Origin of the sequence: Pelosinus fermentans DSM 17108, from assembly GCF_000271485.2 — a bacterium.
GTDB lineage: Bacteria > Bacillota > Negativicutes > DSM-13327 > DSM-13327 > Pelosinus > Pelosinus fermentans.
On the sequence record NZ_AKVN02000001.1, the window covers coordinates 425761 to 443531 of the forward strand.

General features: G+C 45.4%; 9 protein-coding genes and 1 riboswitch. Of the genes, 8 read left to right on the plus strand and 1 reads right to left on the minus strand.

The window, feature by feature from the left end; genetic code table 11:
- Positions 1 to 436: 436 nt before the first annotated feature.
- The 5 genes from FR7_RS02000 to FR7_RS02020 all read left to right on the plus strand — a co-directional run bounded on the left by FR7_RS02000 (position 437) and on the right by FR7_RS02020 (position 15086).
- Positions 437 to 8788, plus strand: coding sequence for a glycoside hydrolase family 94 protein (locus FR7_RS02000; RefSeq protein WP_007951763.1), 8352 nt, complete (start codon positions 437 to 439; stop codon positions 8786 to 8788).
- A gap of 431 nt (positions 8789 to 9219) precedes the next feature.
- On the plus strand, positions 9220 to 9621 hold the full coding sequence (locus FR7_RS02005) for a hypothetical protein (protein ID WP_007938306.1): 402 nt from the start codon (positions 9220 to 9222) through the stop codon (positions 9619 to 9621).
- A 245-nt stretch (positions 9622 to 9866) separates the two neighbouring features.
- Positions 9867 to 9952, plus strand: a riboswitch (cyclic di-GMP riboswitch).
- 144 nt (positions 9953 to 10096) lie between these two features.
- Entirely contained in the window at positions 10097 to 12118 is a 2022-nt protein-coding gene (locus tag FR7_RS02010; RefSeq protein WP_007951765.1) for a methyl-accepting chemotaxis protein, read from the plus strand.
- Between the two features lie 362 nt (positions 12119 to 12480).
- Positions 12481 to 13734, plus strand: coding sequence for a C4-dicarboxylate transporter DcuC (gene dcuC / locus FR7_RS02015; protein ID WP_007951767.1), 1254 nt, complete (start codon positions 12481 to 12483; stop codon positions 13732 to 13734).
- 53 nt (positions 13735 to 13787) lie between these two features.
- Complete coding sequence (locus FR7_RS02020) at positions 13788 to 15086, plus strand: CapA family protein (protein WP_007951769.1); 1299 nt, start codon at positions 13788 to 13790, stop codon at positions 15084 to 15086.
- Positions 15087 to 15244: 158 nt separating this feature from the next.
- Here FR7_RS02020 and FR7_RS02025 read toward each other — a convergent pair whose 3' ends face one another.
- Positions 15245 to 15658, minus strand: a complete 414-nt coding sequence (locus tag FR7_RS02025; RefSeq protein ID WP_007938310.1) for a hypothetical protein — start codon at positions 15656 to 15658, stop codon at positions 15245 to 15247.
- 299 nt (positions 15659 to 15957) lie between these two features.
- Between FR7_RS02025 and FR7_RS02030 the strand changes: the two genes are divergently transcribed.
- From FR7_RS02030 to FR7_RS02040, 3 genes are all read left to right on the plus strand, one after another.
- Positions 15958 to 16422, plus strand: a complete 465-nt coding sequence (locus FR7_RS02030) for a MarR family winged helix-turn-helix transcriptional regulator (protein WP_007938313.1) — start codon at positions 15958 to 15960, stop codon at positions 16420 to 16422.
- A gap of 11 nt (positions 16423 to 16433) precedes the next feature.
- Complete coding sequence (locus FR7_RS02035; RefSeq protein WP_007951770.1) at positions 16434 to 17012, plus strand: cyclase family protein; 579 nt, start codon at positions 16434 to 16436, stop codon at positions 17010 to 17012.
- A gap of 106 nt (positions 17013 to 17118) precedes the next feature.
- On the plus strand, positions 17119 to 17640 hold the full coding sequence (locus FR7_RS02040; RefSeq protein ID WP_007938320.1) for a peptide deformylase: 522 nt from the start codon (positions 17119 to 17121) through the stop codon (positions 17638 to 17640).
- Positions 17641 to 17771: the final 131 nt, after the last annotated feature.

Genomic DNA, 17771 nt, shown 5'->3' on the forward strand with positions numbered 1-17771 from the left:
AAATTTTCTTACTGCAATTACAGCGGCGGGACTGCACAGGATTTGTATCTGCTGTCCTTTTAATCAATATAATATTGACACCTGTATGGTAAAGTATTCAATTATTTCAATTTTACTATAAAACCACCCATGCTTATATATAAAAAAACTATCAATTGTTGTACTATTTTTTACAAGGTCTTGGCAAGCTTACCTGGACAGCCTCCGAAATCTGTCCCTTCTTCTGCCGACTTTTTCAGTGGTTTTTAACGTCCCAAAGTGTCACATGTGCCATCACTGTCCTATGAATTGGACGTGACGATAGAAATTACCGAAATTTACAACTCATAATTAGTGCCCTAAAGGGGCATAGTTGTAATGATTCTAATTTTACCAGCAGTATCGTATGGAATAAACGATACTTACTTTTTAATCTTTGATTGTCTTTGGGAGGCCTATGCTTTTAAATACAGAACAACTCCGACAAAAAGCTCATGAGCTTGCATTGACCCATAACCCTTATGTGAGACGCTTACCATCAAAGCGCCTGTGGCGGGAGTTTTATGCCGACATCGAAAAATTACGCACGTTTATTACCACTCTGCAGGAAGGTGATGCAAGTTGTTTGCAGCCCGCAGAAGAATGGCTTTTGGATCATGCTGAATTCATTGAAGAACAGGTGATGGTTGTCCGTCATCAGCTTCCTGGTGCCTTTTTGCGAAATCTGCCCGATTTACGCAAGACAGACAAAGCAAGGATACTGTCTATTTGTGCTGATTATATTGAACATGTGGACGGGAACCTGGATGAGGATTCGTTCATCTCCTATGTGAATTTTTACCAGGAAGTATCCGTTTTGACCATAGCAGAAGTGTGGGCGGTTCCGCTTATTTTGCGTATCGCTTTAATCCAGCGCCTGGCCGCACTCATGGAACTGGTTCGCGAACGGCGAGAGGTGTGTATCGTAGTCGATGGGCTGCTGGCACGCCTGCAGTCGGCGAAGTTAAACCCTGAGGTACTAAAGGATGCCCTTGAAGAAGCTGGTCAGGATATGCTGCTCTCCGGCTGCCAGATCGCCTACTTGGTCAGGCGTCTGCGCGAGTGGGCGGACGATTCGACAACCGTGAGGGAATGGCTAATGTGTAAATTAGAAAATGGACCCGACAGCCTTGACCGAATTGTCTCTTATGAGTATCAGCTTCAGGCAGCCCATCAGGTATCAACAGGAAACCTTATGGGAAGTCTGCGTAAAATATCACGCTTGGACTGGCAAGAGCGGTTTGAACAGATTTCTATGGTTGAGCGTACGCTGCGTGGAGAAAGCACAAATACATATCAGTTTCTTGATTTCTCAAGCCGCGACGTGCTGCGTAAGCGGGTTGAGAAGTTGGCCTCCCGCCTGCATTTGCCGGAAAATCTAGTGGCGCAGCAGGCTGTCGGGCTTGCTGGGAAGGAATATGAGCAGGCGTGTACAGAGCGTGCAAAAGTAGTTGAAGCAGTACGCGGTCCGGTTATGCTGGAAGAACTGCCTCGCAAGGTATTTGCCGCATACTATCTGCTTGAAGCCGATGGCATCAAGGAACTGCGGCAGGCGCTAAAGATCTGCGGCGCTCCTGCGTATTTACCCGAATTGGAAATGCTGCGCCGCTCTACTGGTACATATTTTACCGCCCTGACAGGATTATTCACGGTTTTCCTTCTTGGAATTGCCTGGTGGGTATCCAGGGGCACAAGCTTTACCGTCGGTCAGTGGGTGATCGTTATACTGGCGCTGTCCTTGCCCGTGAGCGAGTGGACCATTACGGCTGCACACTGGCTTATAGAATGCGTCAGGCAGCCACGACCGCTGCTCCGATACGATTTCTCCCGGGGTGTTCCACCGGAAGCAACCACAATGGTGGTTATACCCGTTATTTGGTCAACGGTCAAAGAAGTGGAGGAATTGGCGGATCGGCTGGAACTGCACTACCTGGCAAACCGCTATTCGAATATTCATTTTGCTCTCCTGGGGGATTTTACCGATGCAGGAGAGGAAGAACTGCCGGAAGATGCTGCTATTCATGCTGCAGCCCGGGCAAGCATTGAGGCATTAAACCGCACATACTCCGATTCAGGCGAGAGCATTTTTCACCTCTTTCAGCGCCGCAGGATGTGGAACCCGTCCGAGGGAGTATGGATGGGGTGGGAACGCAAGCGGGGTAAATTGGTGGAATTTGTCGAGCTGCTTAAAGGCAAGACAGATACGACCTATGATTTTGTAGTTGGAGACACAGACATCTTGCCCCGTATCCGTTACATCATCACCCTTGATGCGGATACAGAGCTGCCCCTGGAAAGCGTGCAGCGGATCATCGGCACCATGCATCTTCCCTATAACCGGCCACGGCTAAACCTCACCCGGACAAGAGTTGTCGAAGGATACGGCGTACTGCAGCCGCGTATCGGCATTAGCCACGACGCGGCCTTGCGCTCGCGCTTCGCTTATCTGTGGTCGGTGAATCCGGGAATTGATCCCTATGTCTTTGCTGCCTCCGATCCGTACCAGGATGGGCTGGGGCAGGGAATATTTACGGGGAAGGGTATATTCGATGTTGATGCATTTGCTCAGGTGTTATGCGAGCGCATCCCGGAAAACCGGGTGCTTAGTCACGATTTGTTAGAAGGTGGATTTTTACGCGCCGGCCTACTGTCGGATATCGAATTAATTGATGAGCATCCAGCTGTGTTCAGTGCCTATCAAAAGAGAATGCACCGCTGGGTGCGCGGGGACTGGCAGCTCATTCCATGGCTGCTGCACAGTGTGCCTGACCGTCGGGGAACCTTTCTGCCGGTTGATTTATCCTCTCTCACCCGTTGGCAGATCATTGACAATTTACGGCGCAGTATACTGCCTCCTGTGTACCTGGCAGTACTGCTCCTTGGGATGAACGTACTGCCAGGTGCTTCCGGCCGCTGGATTGTCTTTATGGTCGCTACCTTGCTGCTGCCGTTACTTCGCCAGCTGGTGGCGGTGAGGTGGATTATTGGTCATCCACGGAGTTTTTTTGGTACAGCCGCTCAAGTTTTGGTAAACATAATGACGATGCCGTTTCAAAGTGTGCTTCTGTTGGACGCAATCGCCAGAACTCTGTACCGTTTAGTTGTGACAAAACGTCATTTACTGGAATGGGTGAGTGCGGCGGAGGTTGAACGCAGGCAGCAGGGCGGGCGCTATCCAGTGTTGCTGGGAATGTACGGAGGGTATGGAGTAGTGTTTCTTTTTGTGCTGGCAGCAGTGAATAGTACCGTTCCGGCTCTGGGGTGGACAGGCCTGGCATTTTGCACTTTATGGGCCATTGCTCCTTTGGCGGTCCGCTGGTTGAATCGCCCTGTACAGCAGTCTGAGACCCCGCTTACCGCAACTGAGCAGGAAGAGCTGCAAAAACTGTCAGGACAGATTTGGACGTTCTTCGAAGATTACGTTACGGAAAAAGAGAATTGGCTGCCTCCTGATAATGTTCAATTGGAGCCGCCTAACGGAATCGCTCACCGCACTTCGCCGACTAACATCGGACTTTACCTTACCTGCACACTGACTGCGCGGGATTTTGGGTTTATCGATACACCCGGTTTGATCGAGCGCTTGGAGCGTACGCTTGGCACAGTGGAGCACCTGGATAAATGGAAAGGTCATCTTTATAACTGGTACGATACTGTCACGTTGGAGCCGCTGCCGCCGCTGTACGTGTCAACGGTGGATTCCGGCAATCTCGTTGTCGGTTTGGTAGCCGTCAAAGAAGGGGTAGCGGAGTGGCTCAAGTCCGATCTGGAAGGGGATGGCTGGTCAGGTGAAGTCCACGGTAAGACGACAGAAGCATTAGATGTTGCTTTCGCTGAAGAGTTAGCTCCTGTACGAAAAGGGGAAGCTAAAGACCAATACGGAACATCATCCCAGAGCGTCCGGGAGGAATGGCTTTTTCGCGGGAAAAAACTGCTTGCCCGCCTGGAAGTGCTGATCAATGAGACGGACTTTCGTCCGCTTTATGACCATAAAGCGAAATTGTTCCACCTGGGCTACAACGCAGGGCCGGGTAAACCTGATCCAATCCTATATGACCTGATGGCGTCAGAGGCTAGACTGTCAAGCTTTATTGCCATTGCTCTCGGTCAGGTATCCGTGTCGCACTGGCATGCCCTCGGTCGGACAATGACCCGGGTGGGAAGACGAACCACGCTGCTCTCTTGGTCTGGGACAATGTTTGAATACTTAATGCCATGGCTGTTTATGCGCACCTATCCGAAAACCATCTGGGACAGCACCTACCGTGGGGTGGTTCAGCGGCAAATGGAGTACGCCCACCAGCGGGGAGTTCCTTTTGGCATCTCTGAATCCGGTTATTATGCCTTTGATCATCAGATGAACTATCAATACCAGGCGTTTGGTGTTCCCGGTCTGGGTTTCAAACGTGGTCTCGAGCAGGATTTGGTTGTGGCACCCTACGCCACAATCCTTGCCTTACCCTTTGCCAAGGATCAAGGACTGCTGGATTTACGCAAGCTGGATGAACTTGGCGCCCGGGGAAAATACGGCTACTTTGAAGCCATTGATTTTACGTCTGGGCGACTGCCGAAGAAGCAGGCCAGTACAGTCATCCGCAGTTTTATGGCCCATCACCAGGGAATGAGCCTGATCGCACTTGCTAATTTGCTGGCACCGAGAACAATAACCGAGCGCTTTCACCGTGACAAGCGGGTACGAGCAGCGGAACTGCTTCTGCAAGAACGCACTCCAGCACGGCCTAATATTATTAAACATCCTGCTATGGTACGTGAATATGTGTCTTATAAGAAGTCGACAGAGATGGTCACGCTGCGGGAATACCCCAGTGCAGACACGCTTGCACCCGAGGTGTGCGTTCTGTCAAATGGGACATTTACGACCATCGTGACCAACAGCGGCAGCGGGTTCAGCCGTTACGAAGGCCTGGCCGTTTCCCGCTGGCGGGAGGATCCGGTATTGGACAACTGGGGAAGCTATCTATATATTCGTGACGTTACCCGGGATGTGGTATGGTCGCCGGCGTTTCAGCCCTGCCGTGTCCAGTCTGATGAACAGCGTGTGCAGTTTGCTCTTGATCGGGCCACCTTCATGCGTGTGGACGAAGACGTGCAGACAAGCCTGGAAATATGTGTATCGCCGGAATGGAATGCTGAAGTCAGGCGGCTGACGCTTACGAATAACGGAAATGAAGAGCGGATCATGGAAGTAACAACCTTTCTTGAACTGGCTCTGGCATCTCCTATGGCCGACGATGCCCACCCGGCTTTTAGTAAATTGTTCATCAAAACAGCATATGTTGAGGATGCCCAGTGCTTGCTGGCCCGGCGCAGGCCCCGCCGGGACGGCGAAAAATCATTATGGGCGGCCCATTCTCTGCTGACCCCAGGACGAACCCTTGGATCAGTGGAATATGAGACCGATCGATCCAGCTTCGTAGGCCGGGGACATACCCTTGCATTACCCATGGGAGTCCGTTCCCGCTTAAAGGGAACGGTAGGTTCTGTGGCCGATCCTGCATTTATCATGCGGCGGCGGATGAGCATCAAGCCTGGTGAACAGGTGCAATTGTTCGCTGTTACTGCTGTGGCTGGCACGAAAGAAGAGGCGTTGGACATTGTCAGCCGCTTCGCTGGAGACCTGGTAGTGGAACGAACATTTCAACTGGCCTGGAATCGCAGTCAAATCGAATTTCAGCACTTGCATTTGACTGCTGCTCAGGCTATGGCTTTTCAAGCTTTCGCTGGCCGGATTGTGTATACTCCGATGCTGCGGCGGGAGCGTGCGCAAAGTATCTTGTCGAATGTAAAAGGGCAGTCCGATCTCTGGGCATACGGAGTTTCCGGCGATGTGCCGATGATTCTGGTACGGATCGAGAACCGGGCCAACATACAGTTTGTGGTCAATCTGCTTACCGGGCATGAGTATTTGCGCCGCCTGGGGTTGCTTTTCGATCTGGTTATTCTGAACGAATCAGCGGGAGGCTACCAGCAGGATTTACAGGAGGCACTGCGGCGAGGGGTTGAACAAGTCGTTGGCTGGCACAGCCCGGGCGGGATTTCTATCATAAGTTCCAGTCAACTTTCTGAAGAAGACAGAACGCTGCTTCTAGCCACCGCACGTGTTGTACTCAGGGCAGACGGTCCCAGCTTTCAGGCGCAGTCCAGTCTGCTGCGGAGGGCTGTGGTTTTTCCGGCGCCTCTCAAGCTGACGGCGCCAGTAAAAAGGTTCCCTGAGCCTGCGCTAGAAAATGGGGAAGATTTATTATTCTTCAATAGTTGGGGAGGATTTTCACCCGATGGCCGGGAGTATCGGATTGTACTTAAAAACGGCAATTATCTGCCGGCACCATGGATCAATGTGCTTGCCAATCCCCGTTTTGGCTGCCTTGTCTCCGAACTGGGCACGGGCTACACCTGGTGGCAGAGCAGTCGTGAGTACAAGCTCACCCCATGGTCTAACGATCCTGTGCTTGATCCGCCGGGCGAAATATGTTATCTGCGGGATGATGAGAGCGGCGAACTGTGGTCTGCTGTACCAAAACGAGGGGACGCCGGGCAGGCGGACGGGTCTTCTATCTTAGGCTATACCGTAACCCATGGCAGGGGGTTCACTTGTTTTGGTCACGAGGAACACGGTATCAGGTCCGAAATGACGGTTTTTGTTCCCCTCGATGACCCTGTCAAAATTATTCAGTTGCGGCTGCAGAATAAAAGTGCCGAGCAGCGGCAGCTTTCCATCACCTATTATGCGGAATGGGTACTGGGTGTACAGCGCTCCTCCAATGCTTCTTTCATCATCACGGAGTGGGATGACTCTGCCCGGCTGCTGCTGGCACGTAATGCGTATCAGAAAGAGTTTCATGGGACTTACGCCTTTTTGGGTGTATATTCCCAAACAAAATCTTCTGTCAGACAATCGGTTTCCATAGAAGTTGAAGCACAGCCGAACACCGATTTCGGCGATGTATCCTGGACGGCAGACCGCAGTGAATTTCTCGGCCGCAATGGTACCTGGGAAAATCCGGCAGCTATGAACCGGGAGAGTCTTTCAGGCCAAACAGGACCGCTTTATGATACGTGCGGCGCGGTACAGAACAAGCTTATACTGGAGCCTGGGGCCGAGCAGATGATCTACATCCTGCTCGGTGCGGAACATTCCCGGGACGCCGCCGTGAAGCTGGCTAAAAAGTACAACCAATCCCAAGTTTGCGATCAATCCTTAGAACATATACATGAATTCTGGGATGGTGTTTTAGAACAAATCTCGGTTTCCACGCCCTGTCCGGAGATGGATTTACTAGTAAACGGCTGGCTCTTGTACCAGGCTCTTGGCTGCAGAATGTGGGCACGTTCCGCCTTTTACCAAGCGGGAGGCGCATACGGCTTTCGCGATCAATTGCAGGATTCTCTGGCACTTTTGCATTCCCGCCCCGATTTAACGCGAGCGCAGATTTTGCTGCATGCCGCGCATCAATATGAGGAGGGCGACGTGCAGCACTGGTGGCATGAAGAGACGCAGCGCGGCATTCGCACACGTTTCTCCGATGATTTAATGTGGTTGCCCTATGCAGTCGCACGGTATGTCGAGCATACAGGAGACCGCGGTATACTGGAAGAGGTGGTACCCTTTCTGTATAGTGAACCTTTATCGGCGGGTGAACATGAACGATATGAGCCGACCCAAATTTCTGCTCAAAACGGCACGATTTTTGAACATTGCTTACGTGCCATTGACAGGGCTGTGCAGCGCTTTGGCGAGCACGGGCTGCCGCTGATCGGGATCGGCGACTGGAACGACGGTATGAGTCATGTCGGCGCTGAAGGCCGCGGTGAGAGCGTATGGCTTGGTTGGTTTCTCTGTGACGTGCTAAATCGGTTTGCGGATTTATGCCGGCAGCGCGGTGCTGTAGAGCAGGCAGAACGCTGCCTGGACATATGCAGGCAATTGACAGCCTCTCTTGATCAGCATGCCTGGGACGGACAGTGGTACCGGCGGGCTTTCACTGACGCCGGACAATGGCTGGGTTCTATCTATAACGAGGAGTGCCGTATTGACGCCATCGCCCAGTCATGGTCGGTTATTTCAGGGGCGGCGCCACAAGAAAAGGCACTGCAGGCAATGCAGTCATTCGACCGTGAACTGGTGGACCGGGATCTTTCGGTTGTGCGTCTTTTAACACCGGCTTTTGACAGCACAGATCCGAGCCCCGGCTATATTCAGGGCTACCCGCCCGGTATCCGGGAGAACGGAGCCCAGTATACTCATGGCGTTATCTGGAGTATTATCGCCTGGTGCGGGCTTGGCAACGGAGATAAGGCTTTAGAATTATTCCAAATGTTAAATCCTCTCAATCACACACGCACACCTAATGAAGTACGGCAGTATGCGGGCGAACCCTACGCCATTGCGGCGGACGTTTATACAGCGGAGCCGCACCGGGGGCGCGCCGGCTGGACGTGGTACACTGGTGCTGCCGGATGGATGTATCAGGCGGGAGTTGAATCGATTCTCGGCCTTCGTCGCCGTGGTGACCGCCTGTACATTTGCCCGTGTATTCCTTGCGAATGGCCAGGGTTTTCCGTCAGCTACCGTTTTGGTAATAGCTCCTACCATATTACTGTTGAAAATCCGTCCCATAAGTCCGTTGGTGGGATTGCTTTACAAATTGATGGACAGGAAGTTGTACTTACGGAGCGAGATATGAAGGATGGTCCTTACGTTATAATGGGCGATGACGGGCAGCCCCATCACGTTGTTATGACGATGTAATAAACTTCTCAAGGGAACGACTAATTCCATCGGTATATCCCATCTTTTATGCAAATCGTAGACAATGAAAGTAACAAAAGCAGTGAGTCCAGCTAACTAAAGTCATTGACCTTAGTTAGCTGGACTCACTGCTTCTTCAGGCGGCAACCAGCGCCAGAAGGAGGGTGATTGCGAAGCATGGGGGACGGTTCCGTCGCTTCTCCTACTTTTAAGGCGTAATTTAATTATGAGAAGCAAGAGAACCGTCATCATCGCTTCTGCAAAAATTTACAAAGAAGTAAAGATAGTACACACTTTATACGATAATAATAATAGAAGGTGTCAAGTCATTCTACGTGATGATTGTTTTTACGCTATCAGGTCAGTAAAAATAGCGAAGCATTGATTGTTTGCTTTTTAAATAAATTTGATAAAGGGAATGGTGATTCGTTATGAGTTTGGGTATAACTGGGGTTTCTTTTTCGCCACAAAGGAAGTCTAGTCTGGAGCAAAGTGATAAGAGCGAGGTGAATAGTAATCAGGGTAAAAGGCAATACGTTACGCAACAAGAAGGAGACTATGAATGCACTTATGTAGTTATAGGAGAAGACTTCAAGATTTTGATAGGCAGGGTTGCTAAAAATAAGGACGAAGACAAAGATGCGTCAAAAACGGAAGCGGTGGATGATAAGAATATTCATGGACTTATGAATAATGATCAAACATTGATGGGGTATCAACTGACAGCAAAGACGGCGCTTCCTGATAATAAATTACAAGAAAGAATACAAGCTGAAGAAAATTATGCTGCAAGTTCTTATTATGATATTGCTAAAGTCGATGCCAGAGGATAGTAAGCCTTTATGTAGTAAGAATGTCTTTCTAGCCTAAAGTTTTATCTCAGCGGTTTGGCAAGTAAAGTAATGGCAAATCAATCATGATTGCCAGCACAGAAGGCAATCAATTTATACCTAGTAATGATGAGCTAAAGATTGGGTTAATTATTTTGGGACACGGAACCTGTCCCTGTGTCCCAACGCTGTATTTCTGCGTTCATTGACGAAACAGGTTATTGGGTGTAGAATAAACAATATTGAAAAGAATATTTTGGCAAACCAATTGAAAGGTTGGGACGCAAAGCTATGGGTCTAAAGACGAGTTGTCTATGATTGCCAGGTTGCTAGTGAATCATAAATTAAGTGAATCGTGATGAGTTAATTAGCACCTGCCTTGGGCGGGTGCTATTTTTTTTGGCGGGATAGGTCGGGTTTCATATAGTAATTTGGCAATTTGGATGATAAGTGAAAAATGGATGGAGGAGAATTATTTATGAATTTGCTTATATGGATAAAGAAAAGTATTCAGGTAAAGGTTACAGCTGTTTTAGTAATTGGACTATTAATAACATTAAGCATTCTAGGAGTATGTAATTTCTACAATGCAAAAAGCATATTGGTTTCAGGTGTTGAGGAGGATCTTGTTCATCGGGCAGATGCCTATGCTGAAGACATTGGGACGTGGAAAGATACTCGTGAAATTGAGGTTTCCATATTGGCAACGAATCAAAGTGTTGTTAACGGAGATACCCAGGGGGCACTTGCTTATTTAAAAGAAGAGACCAAGCGAAATCCTATTTATTCACGGTTTTGGCTTGTAGATGCAAAGGGGCAATCCATTCATACATCAGGGGATAGAACAAATATCGCTGATCGTGAATATTTTAAACAGGTCATGTCAACTGGTAAAGTGACAACTACCGATCCAATTATCTCTAAGGCTGATGGTAAATTGGTGGTTTCTGTGGTTGCGCCAATCAAAAAGAATAACCAGGTTATAGGGGCTCTTGGCGGTACAGTGCCTATTGATGCTCTCATTTCACGTGTGAATCAAATTAAGGTTGCACAAAGCGGTTATGCCTATGTAATTCAGGGCGATGGTTTAACCATCATTCATCCTGATAAAGACCAAATCATGAAGACGAATATATTAAAGGATCCTAATGCAAAAGATCAGCTTAAAAATATAATGAATAAAATGGTCAATGCGGAAACCGGAACTGGTAATTACGCAGACGAGGGCGTTACGAAGTACATTGCTTTCGCTCCTATTCCTGGAACGAATTGGAGCTTGGGGATCAATGTACCGGAAGAAGAAATTCTTGTGAAATTGGCCCCCTTTCTAAGATCCTCCTTTATTACAATTGGTTTGATTCTTATTGCTGCTTGTGGTTTTGGTATTTTAGTTTCAAGGAAAATAACAAGGCCGATTATAAGAATGAATAAAGCAATTGAAAAAATGGCAGAAGGTGACTTAACCTTACAAGTAGCTGCTCTAGGTATGACGGCCGCACAGAGTGCCGATGGTAAAGACGAATTAGATGCAATGGAGATCCATTTTGATACGATGGTAAAAAAAATACGCAGTTTGGTTCAACAAATTGCTACTTCAGCAGAACTGGTAGCAGCATCATCCGAGGAACTTACGGCAAGTGCAGAACAATCCTCTGTAGCTGCCAATCAAATCGCTGAAACGATAACGGAAGTAGCTTCAGGCAGTACACTACAAATAAAAGCAGTAGATGTTGCCGAGGATGCTGTTGAAAAGATGTCTGCTAGTATACAGCAGGTAGCTGCTCACTCTGGAAATGTAGCAGCTACTGCTGAAAAGACGGCGCTTGCTGCTCAAGATGGCGGTAAGGCAATCGAAGATACTACAAAACAGATGGAGAATATTGAGAAAACAGTAATGAACTCAGCTCAGGTAGTCGAGAAACTTGGCAATCGTTCAAAAGAGATTGGTCAAATTGTCGATACCATTGCTGGAATTGCCGGTCAAACAAATCTCCTTGCATTGAATGCTGCAATCGAGGCAGCACGTGCTGGTGAACAGGGCAGAGGGTTCGCGGTGGTAGCGGAAGAAGTTCGTAAACTAGCTGAACAATCCCAGGACGCAGCAAAACATATTGCAGTACTAATTGGTGAAATTCAAGGTGATACTGATAAAGCAGTTAACGTAATGGCCGAGGGGACGAATGAAGTCAAGCGAGGTTCAGAAGTAGTTCATATTGCAGGCAAGGCTTTCGGGGAGATATTGAAATTAATTGAACAGGTTTCCAATCAAATCCGGGATATTTCTGCTGCAATTCAACAGGTAGCAGGCGGCAGTGAGCAAATTGTTTCCTCAATTAAAGAAATCGACAGAATTAATGGTGAGACAACTGGATATACCCAGACTGTTTCTGCCTCAGCCCAAGAGCAGTCTGCATCAATGGAAGAGATTGCTGCCTCTAGTGAAGCGTTAGCTAAAATGTCTGAGGAACTTCGCTCTATTATAGCCCAATTTAAAGTATAAATATTTCTTTCAAGGCTACTCATCATCTACCTTATTAGTAGATGATGGGGATTCTCTTTAAATTTAATATAAAGATTAGCGTTAGATTTGTTATGTGGATAGCGAACCTGTCCCCGTGTCTCATTGAAAAGGGATTCACCCCTTGACTATATGAGGCTGACTGACAGTAATGTCTGCAGATGTTGTAGATTTTTGTCTAAACATATGATATAATTATGTCAATAGCAAGGGCGCTGTTTTCTTAAGAAAAAACAGCGTCTTTTTAGTTTAATTCAGCAAGAAAGGAAGGGGGATAGATTTATTTGAAATAAGAAGTTACATAAATGTTTTTATAAATTTTTTTAGAGGGAGAGAATTTTTTTATGATGACTGCTGTTGGTATTATTGTAGTAATTGTTACAGTTTACTTTTTGATCAAGCGTTATGATGCGCGACTGGTATTATTAGCTTCTGGTATTATTATGGCTTGTGTGGCGGGGACGCCGATGGTTTCTTTAAATGCTTTTGCAAAAGAAATGACCAATAGCGGGCTGATTCAAGCAGTTTGTTCCGTTATGGGTTTTGCAATGGTAATGAAGTATACAGAATGTGATAAACATTTAATTAATCTTATGGCAAACGGTCTTGCCAAGGTTCGACCTCTTTTGATTCCGGGTGTGGTTTTGGCTACCTATGCAGTCAATGTAGCACTGCCAAGTGCTGCGGGAACGGCAGCGGCTGCAGGGGCGATTTTTGTACCGTTGATGATGTCGGCAGGTGTACATCCGGCGATGGCGGGAGCAGCGGTAAAATGCGGTACATATGGCAGTATGCTGAATCCAGGTTTGGCACATAACCCGTTTGTAGCCAAGATTGCCGGTGTGGGTGTTATGGAGGTTATTGCATTCCACTTTAAAGCGAATATTGCGTCTTTGCTTACAGCAACAATTTTGATTACGTTAATCGCTTATTACAAAAAAGAGCATAAAGGGTATAAAGCCGAAGGTTTTGAGGCAGAGGCATCTTTCAAGGTAAACATTCTATACGCATTGATGCCGATTTTTCCGATTGTCATTTTAATCTTAGGTGCAATGGCAATTGTTCCGGCATTTAAGATGGGTGTTCCAGAAGCCATGGTTATCGGTTCTTTACTTGCGCTGTTAGTAACGAGAAAAAATCCTGTTAATTTGAGCAATGCATTCTTCGATGGTATGGGAAAAGCGTATGGTGAAATTCTTGGTATCATCATTGCGGCAGGTGTATTTGTTTCTGGATTGACAGCAATTGGACTTGTAAAAGCTTTTACCGATTCAATGCTGAGCAATCCAGCAATTGTTAAGGTTTGTGCAGCAGTGGGTCCATTTATTTTAGGATTGGTTGTTGGTTCCGGTGATGCGGCAACTTTCGCATTTAATCAAGCTATTACACCACATGCAGCCGATTTTGGCATGTCAGTGGTGCAAATGGGCAGCATGGCCACACTCGGTGGTACGCTAGGGCGCACAATGTCACCGATTGCCGGTGCCACAATTATCATAGCTGGTATTGCTGGTGTCAATCCGATGGAAATCGCAAAACGTAACTGCTTGCCAATGGTAGGCGCTATGATAGTCGGTATGTTATTCTTGTTAGCGTAGAGATTGTCATCCTTCATTTGGAGCAGTAATTTTTTAAAAGGTGTTGAGGTGTTGTGTCGAAAATTACTATTGTAGCAGCAGGAGACTCTTTTATTACGCAGCGATTACCGCAAGATGATCATTTTACTACATTGAAAAACTACATAGAAGCTCATGATGTTCGATTTACAAACTTTGAGATTTTATTACATGATTTTGAAGTGTATCCCGCTCCAACAAGTGGAGGTACCTGGGCGGTTGCACGTCCGGAAGTTTTGGAAGATATCAAGCAGCTTGGTTTTAATATGATGGCCTGGGCCAATAATCATACCATTGATTGGAATATCGACGGTGTTTTAACGACGATGAAACATCTCGATAAAAATAAATGTATCCATGCTGGTGTTGGCAGGAATTTGGCAGAGGCTTCGCAACCGCGATATCTTGATACCCCTCAAGGAAGGGTTGCGCTGATTGGTATTACATCTACGATATCGGAGTGGGGTATGGCAAGTGCGCAAAGACCTGATGTGCTTGGGCGGCCGGGGGCGAATGTCCTTCGTTATCAGTCGATTCACAAGGTACGCCACGAGGACTTTAAGAAGTTAAAGGAAATCGTTGAGCAGACAGAGGTAAATTCGAATCGAATTTTAGACGAAAAGGAAGGCTTTGCAAAACCGGTTGAAGGCGGCTATTATGTTGGTAATATCAGGTTTGAACCATGTGATGAGCCAGGCACGGCAACCAAGATGAATTCCAAAGATGCTGAACGTATTGTACGATCTATACGCGAAGCCGTAAGGCAGGCAGATGTTGTCTTAGTAAGTCATCATACACATGAGCGTAAAGGTTTGGAGAAAGACCGTCCAGCCGATTTTGCCCGTGATTTTGCAAAGTTGTGCATTGACAGCGGTGCACATGCTTATATTGGCCACGGCCCGCATATTTGGCGAGGTATTGAAATCTATAAAAATCGTCCAATTTTTTATAGTATTGGCGATTTTATTTTCCAAAATGATTCAGTGGAACGACAGCCAACAGAATTTTATGACCTTTATGATTTGGGTGTAGAAAATACTGTATCTGATGGACTGGATGCCCGCAGTGCCAATGAAACAAGAGGACTGGTTGTCGATCCTAAAGTATTTGAATCGGCCATGGTTTCTTTTGCTGTGACGGCTGGGAAAATTGATGAAATTACTTTAAAACCGCTTTCACTGGGATTTGAATACGGTAGAGCGCGTCGCGGTCGTCCTCAATTTTCCGATAAAGAAAACGGAGAACGAATTTTGCGTGATATTGCTGATTTATCGACAGCATTTGGCACGAAAATTATGATAAAAGATGGCGTAGGAACGATTGGATTAAAATAAGGCGTTTTGCCATTAAACCGTATCGGTCAAATGTAAAAAAATAGCAAACAAATAGTAGCCTACAACCGTTCAATGGTTGTAGGCTACTATTGTTGCGTAAGCGAATACCACATGCTCAGCAAGTGATTCTAAAAGCTTATATAGCTATCCCTATATGTTTAAACGGGAATTTCCTGAGCCTGGTGCGCGGTGATCCAGCTTTTGCATTCGCCTGGTGCGGCGGGAATGATTAGAACATTGTTGAGGTTAGGCATTTGATCGATTTGATTGAGAAGAACCGGGTTGGGATGAATAGCCAGCACGCTGCCGGTATGATCCACCGGGAAATTATTCTTGGTGGTCATAATTTTAAGTGTGACGGTGCCAATTTTAAATTCAGCGGCAAGGATGGATTCCCGAATCTGAAATTGAGTTAGTTCTGTATCTTGCAAGGCGGCTTCCAGCGTACTTTTTTGGACGCCAGCTAAGATGCCATGATGCGGGATATGATAAATACATTGCCTTGTCAGCCAGATTATACCAGCATTAATGGCTTCTGGATGGGAGTTGTTGTTAATGTAATAATATTGCATATTCATTCCACCTCGTATAGTCTCATAAAGGTTATCAGGACTTCGTTCTAAAAGAAGTATATCAAGAACCATGAATATGTCAATAATTAATGTTCAAATTGTGTTATAAAAGGTAATTTGTGTCAATAAGACGAGTATCGACTAATGCATTGCAGAATTTTATTTTTTTATATGAAACCAAATCATATAGTATGGGATACATTTTCGATATGATTTTAATAGGGTGTCCAGATTAGAGGAACATATGCTTATCCTGCTTTTTATTGACAAATAAATAAGATTGTCATATTATTGTGTCCATGGATACAATAATTAAAGCTTTATTATTACAATTCGCGGAGCTATATGAAAAACAAGATATTTTATCTAAGATTACATCACAGGAATTTCTTCATGGCTACGGCTATTCAGAAATTCACTGTATTGATGTAATTGGTCGTATGGAAGATTCCAATGCTACTCGAATAGCAAAAGAATTATCTATGACTAGAAGCGCCATCAGTAAAATAACAAAAAAACTGGTACAAAGAGGCGACATTATCAATTATCAAAACCCTAGTAATCAAAAAGAAATTTGTTTTAAATTAACAAAGAAAGGATATTCTTTATTTAAAGAGCATGAGCAACGTCATTTGGCTTGGGAAAAGCGTGATAGAGAGTTTTTAGAAAAAATCAGTACTAAAAATCTAGAGACTGTTAGTACTTTCCTAGTCGATTTCAACAGTTATTTAAATGAACAAATTAAGACGTTAAATAAGAAATAGGAGTGAAACACATGTTAGTCGATTTAACCGTCAAAATCTCACCAGAGATCAACAAAAATGCTGCCGATAATGAGAAAAAGGTATCTTATGGTCATTTAGGCACTCACTTTGACGTCATGAACCAGGAATTTCCTTTGGAATTTGTAAAAAGAAAAGCAATTGTTTTTGATGTCAGAAATATCTTGAATCGAGATATCTCGATTCAAGATATAAACATTGAGCTAGTACAAAAAAATATGTTTGTTGCATTTTATACAGAGTTTATTGAACAAGAACCTTATGGATCGAAAGCCTATTTTACAAAGCATCCCCAGTTATCGGATGAATTAATTAATATACTTTTAGAAAAGGAGATCTCCATTATTGGTATTGATTGTGCGGGGGTAAGGCGTGGTAAAGAGCATACCCCAAAAGATCAATATTGCGCAGACAGGGGGGTTTTTATCGTAGAAAACTTATGCAACCTGTCGGAAATCTTAGAAGAAAGAAAATCAAACACATTCGTAGCAAATACTTACCCGCTAAACTTTTCCGGAATGACCGGTTTACCATGCAGGGTTGTTGCTGAATTTAGGAAAGAATCATGTTGAAAATTAATTTGACGATTAGAAGCATTCCTGCAATTCTGTGGGGAGAGTCATCGGATAAACTAGTTATTGCTGTTCACGGAAACATGTCCAGAAAGGATGTTGAAAAATGGCTGTACGAGAAATATTACTCTTAGGAAATGAATCTCTTTATAATGTTTCACGCGAAGTTACCGAAAATATGGATAAAAGAATTCAAGTAGTTAATGATTTACACGATACAATTATAAATTTCAGAAAAAAATATGGCTTTGGCAGGGCGATTGCTGCTCCTCAAATTGGAGAATTTTTAAGAATTATCTATATGAATTTTGATAATAAATCATATGCCCTAATTAACCCCAGATTGGAATTTGGAGAAGAACAGTTCCAAGTGTGGGATGACTGTATGAGTTTTCCCGGATTGGAAGTAAAGTTAAATAGATATAAAAAATGTAGAATATTTTATAAGGATCTACAATGGAGTGATTGTTTTTTAGAATTTGAGGATGATTTATCTGAACTAATTCAGCATGAATACGATCATTTAGATGGGATCTTAGCAGTACAAAGAGCAATAGATAATAAATCATTTAGAATTAACCCTGAGAGATCGGGATGTTTTTTATCATATCCTAATTTACACCTTTGATAAAACCTATTATGATCCTAATCCCCAAAATCATGACGTTAACAGTCAAAGAAAATAAATCCAATCGTTTAATTTACAAAATTTAGTTTGCATGCCAATGGTGGCAAGTAAATCGATAATCTAAAATATAG

What these genes read in the sequence shown, in the direction of transcription:
- FR7_RS02000 (WP_007951763.1), top strand. Translation starts at nt 437, where the DNA reads ATGCTTTTAAATACAGAACAACTCCGACAAAAAGCTCATGAGCTTGCA.
- FR7_RS02005 (WP_007938306.1), top strand. Translation starts at nt 9,220, where the DNA reads ATGAGTTTGGGTATAACTGGGGTTTCTTTTTCGCCACAAAGGAAGTCT.
- FR7_RS02010 (WP_007951765.1), top strand. Translation starts at nt 10,097, where the DNA reads ATGAATTTGCTTATATGGATAAAGAAAAGTATTCAGGTAAAGGTTACA.
- dcuC (WP_007951767.1), top strand. Translation starts at nt 12,481, where the DNA reads ATGATGACTGCTGTTGGTATTATTGTAGTAATTGTTACAGTTTACTTT.
- FR7_RS02025 (WP_007938310.1), bottom strand. Translation starts at nt 15,658, where the DNA reads ATGCAATATTATTACATTAACAACAACTCCCATCCAGAAGCCATTAAT.
- FR7_RS02030 (WP_007938313.1), top strand. Translation starts at nt 15,958, where the DNA reads ATGGATACAATAATTAAAGCTTTATTATTACAATTCGCGGAGCTATAT.
- FR7_RS02035 (WP_007951770.1), top strand. Translation starts at nt 16,434, where the DNA reads ATGTTAGTCGATTTAACCGTCAAAATCTCACCAGAGATCAACAAAAAT.
- FR7_RS02040 (WP_007938320.1), top strand. Translation starts at nt 17,119, where the DNA reads ATGGCTGTACGAGAAATATTACTCTTAGGAAATGAATCTCTTTATAAT.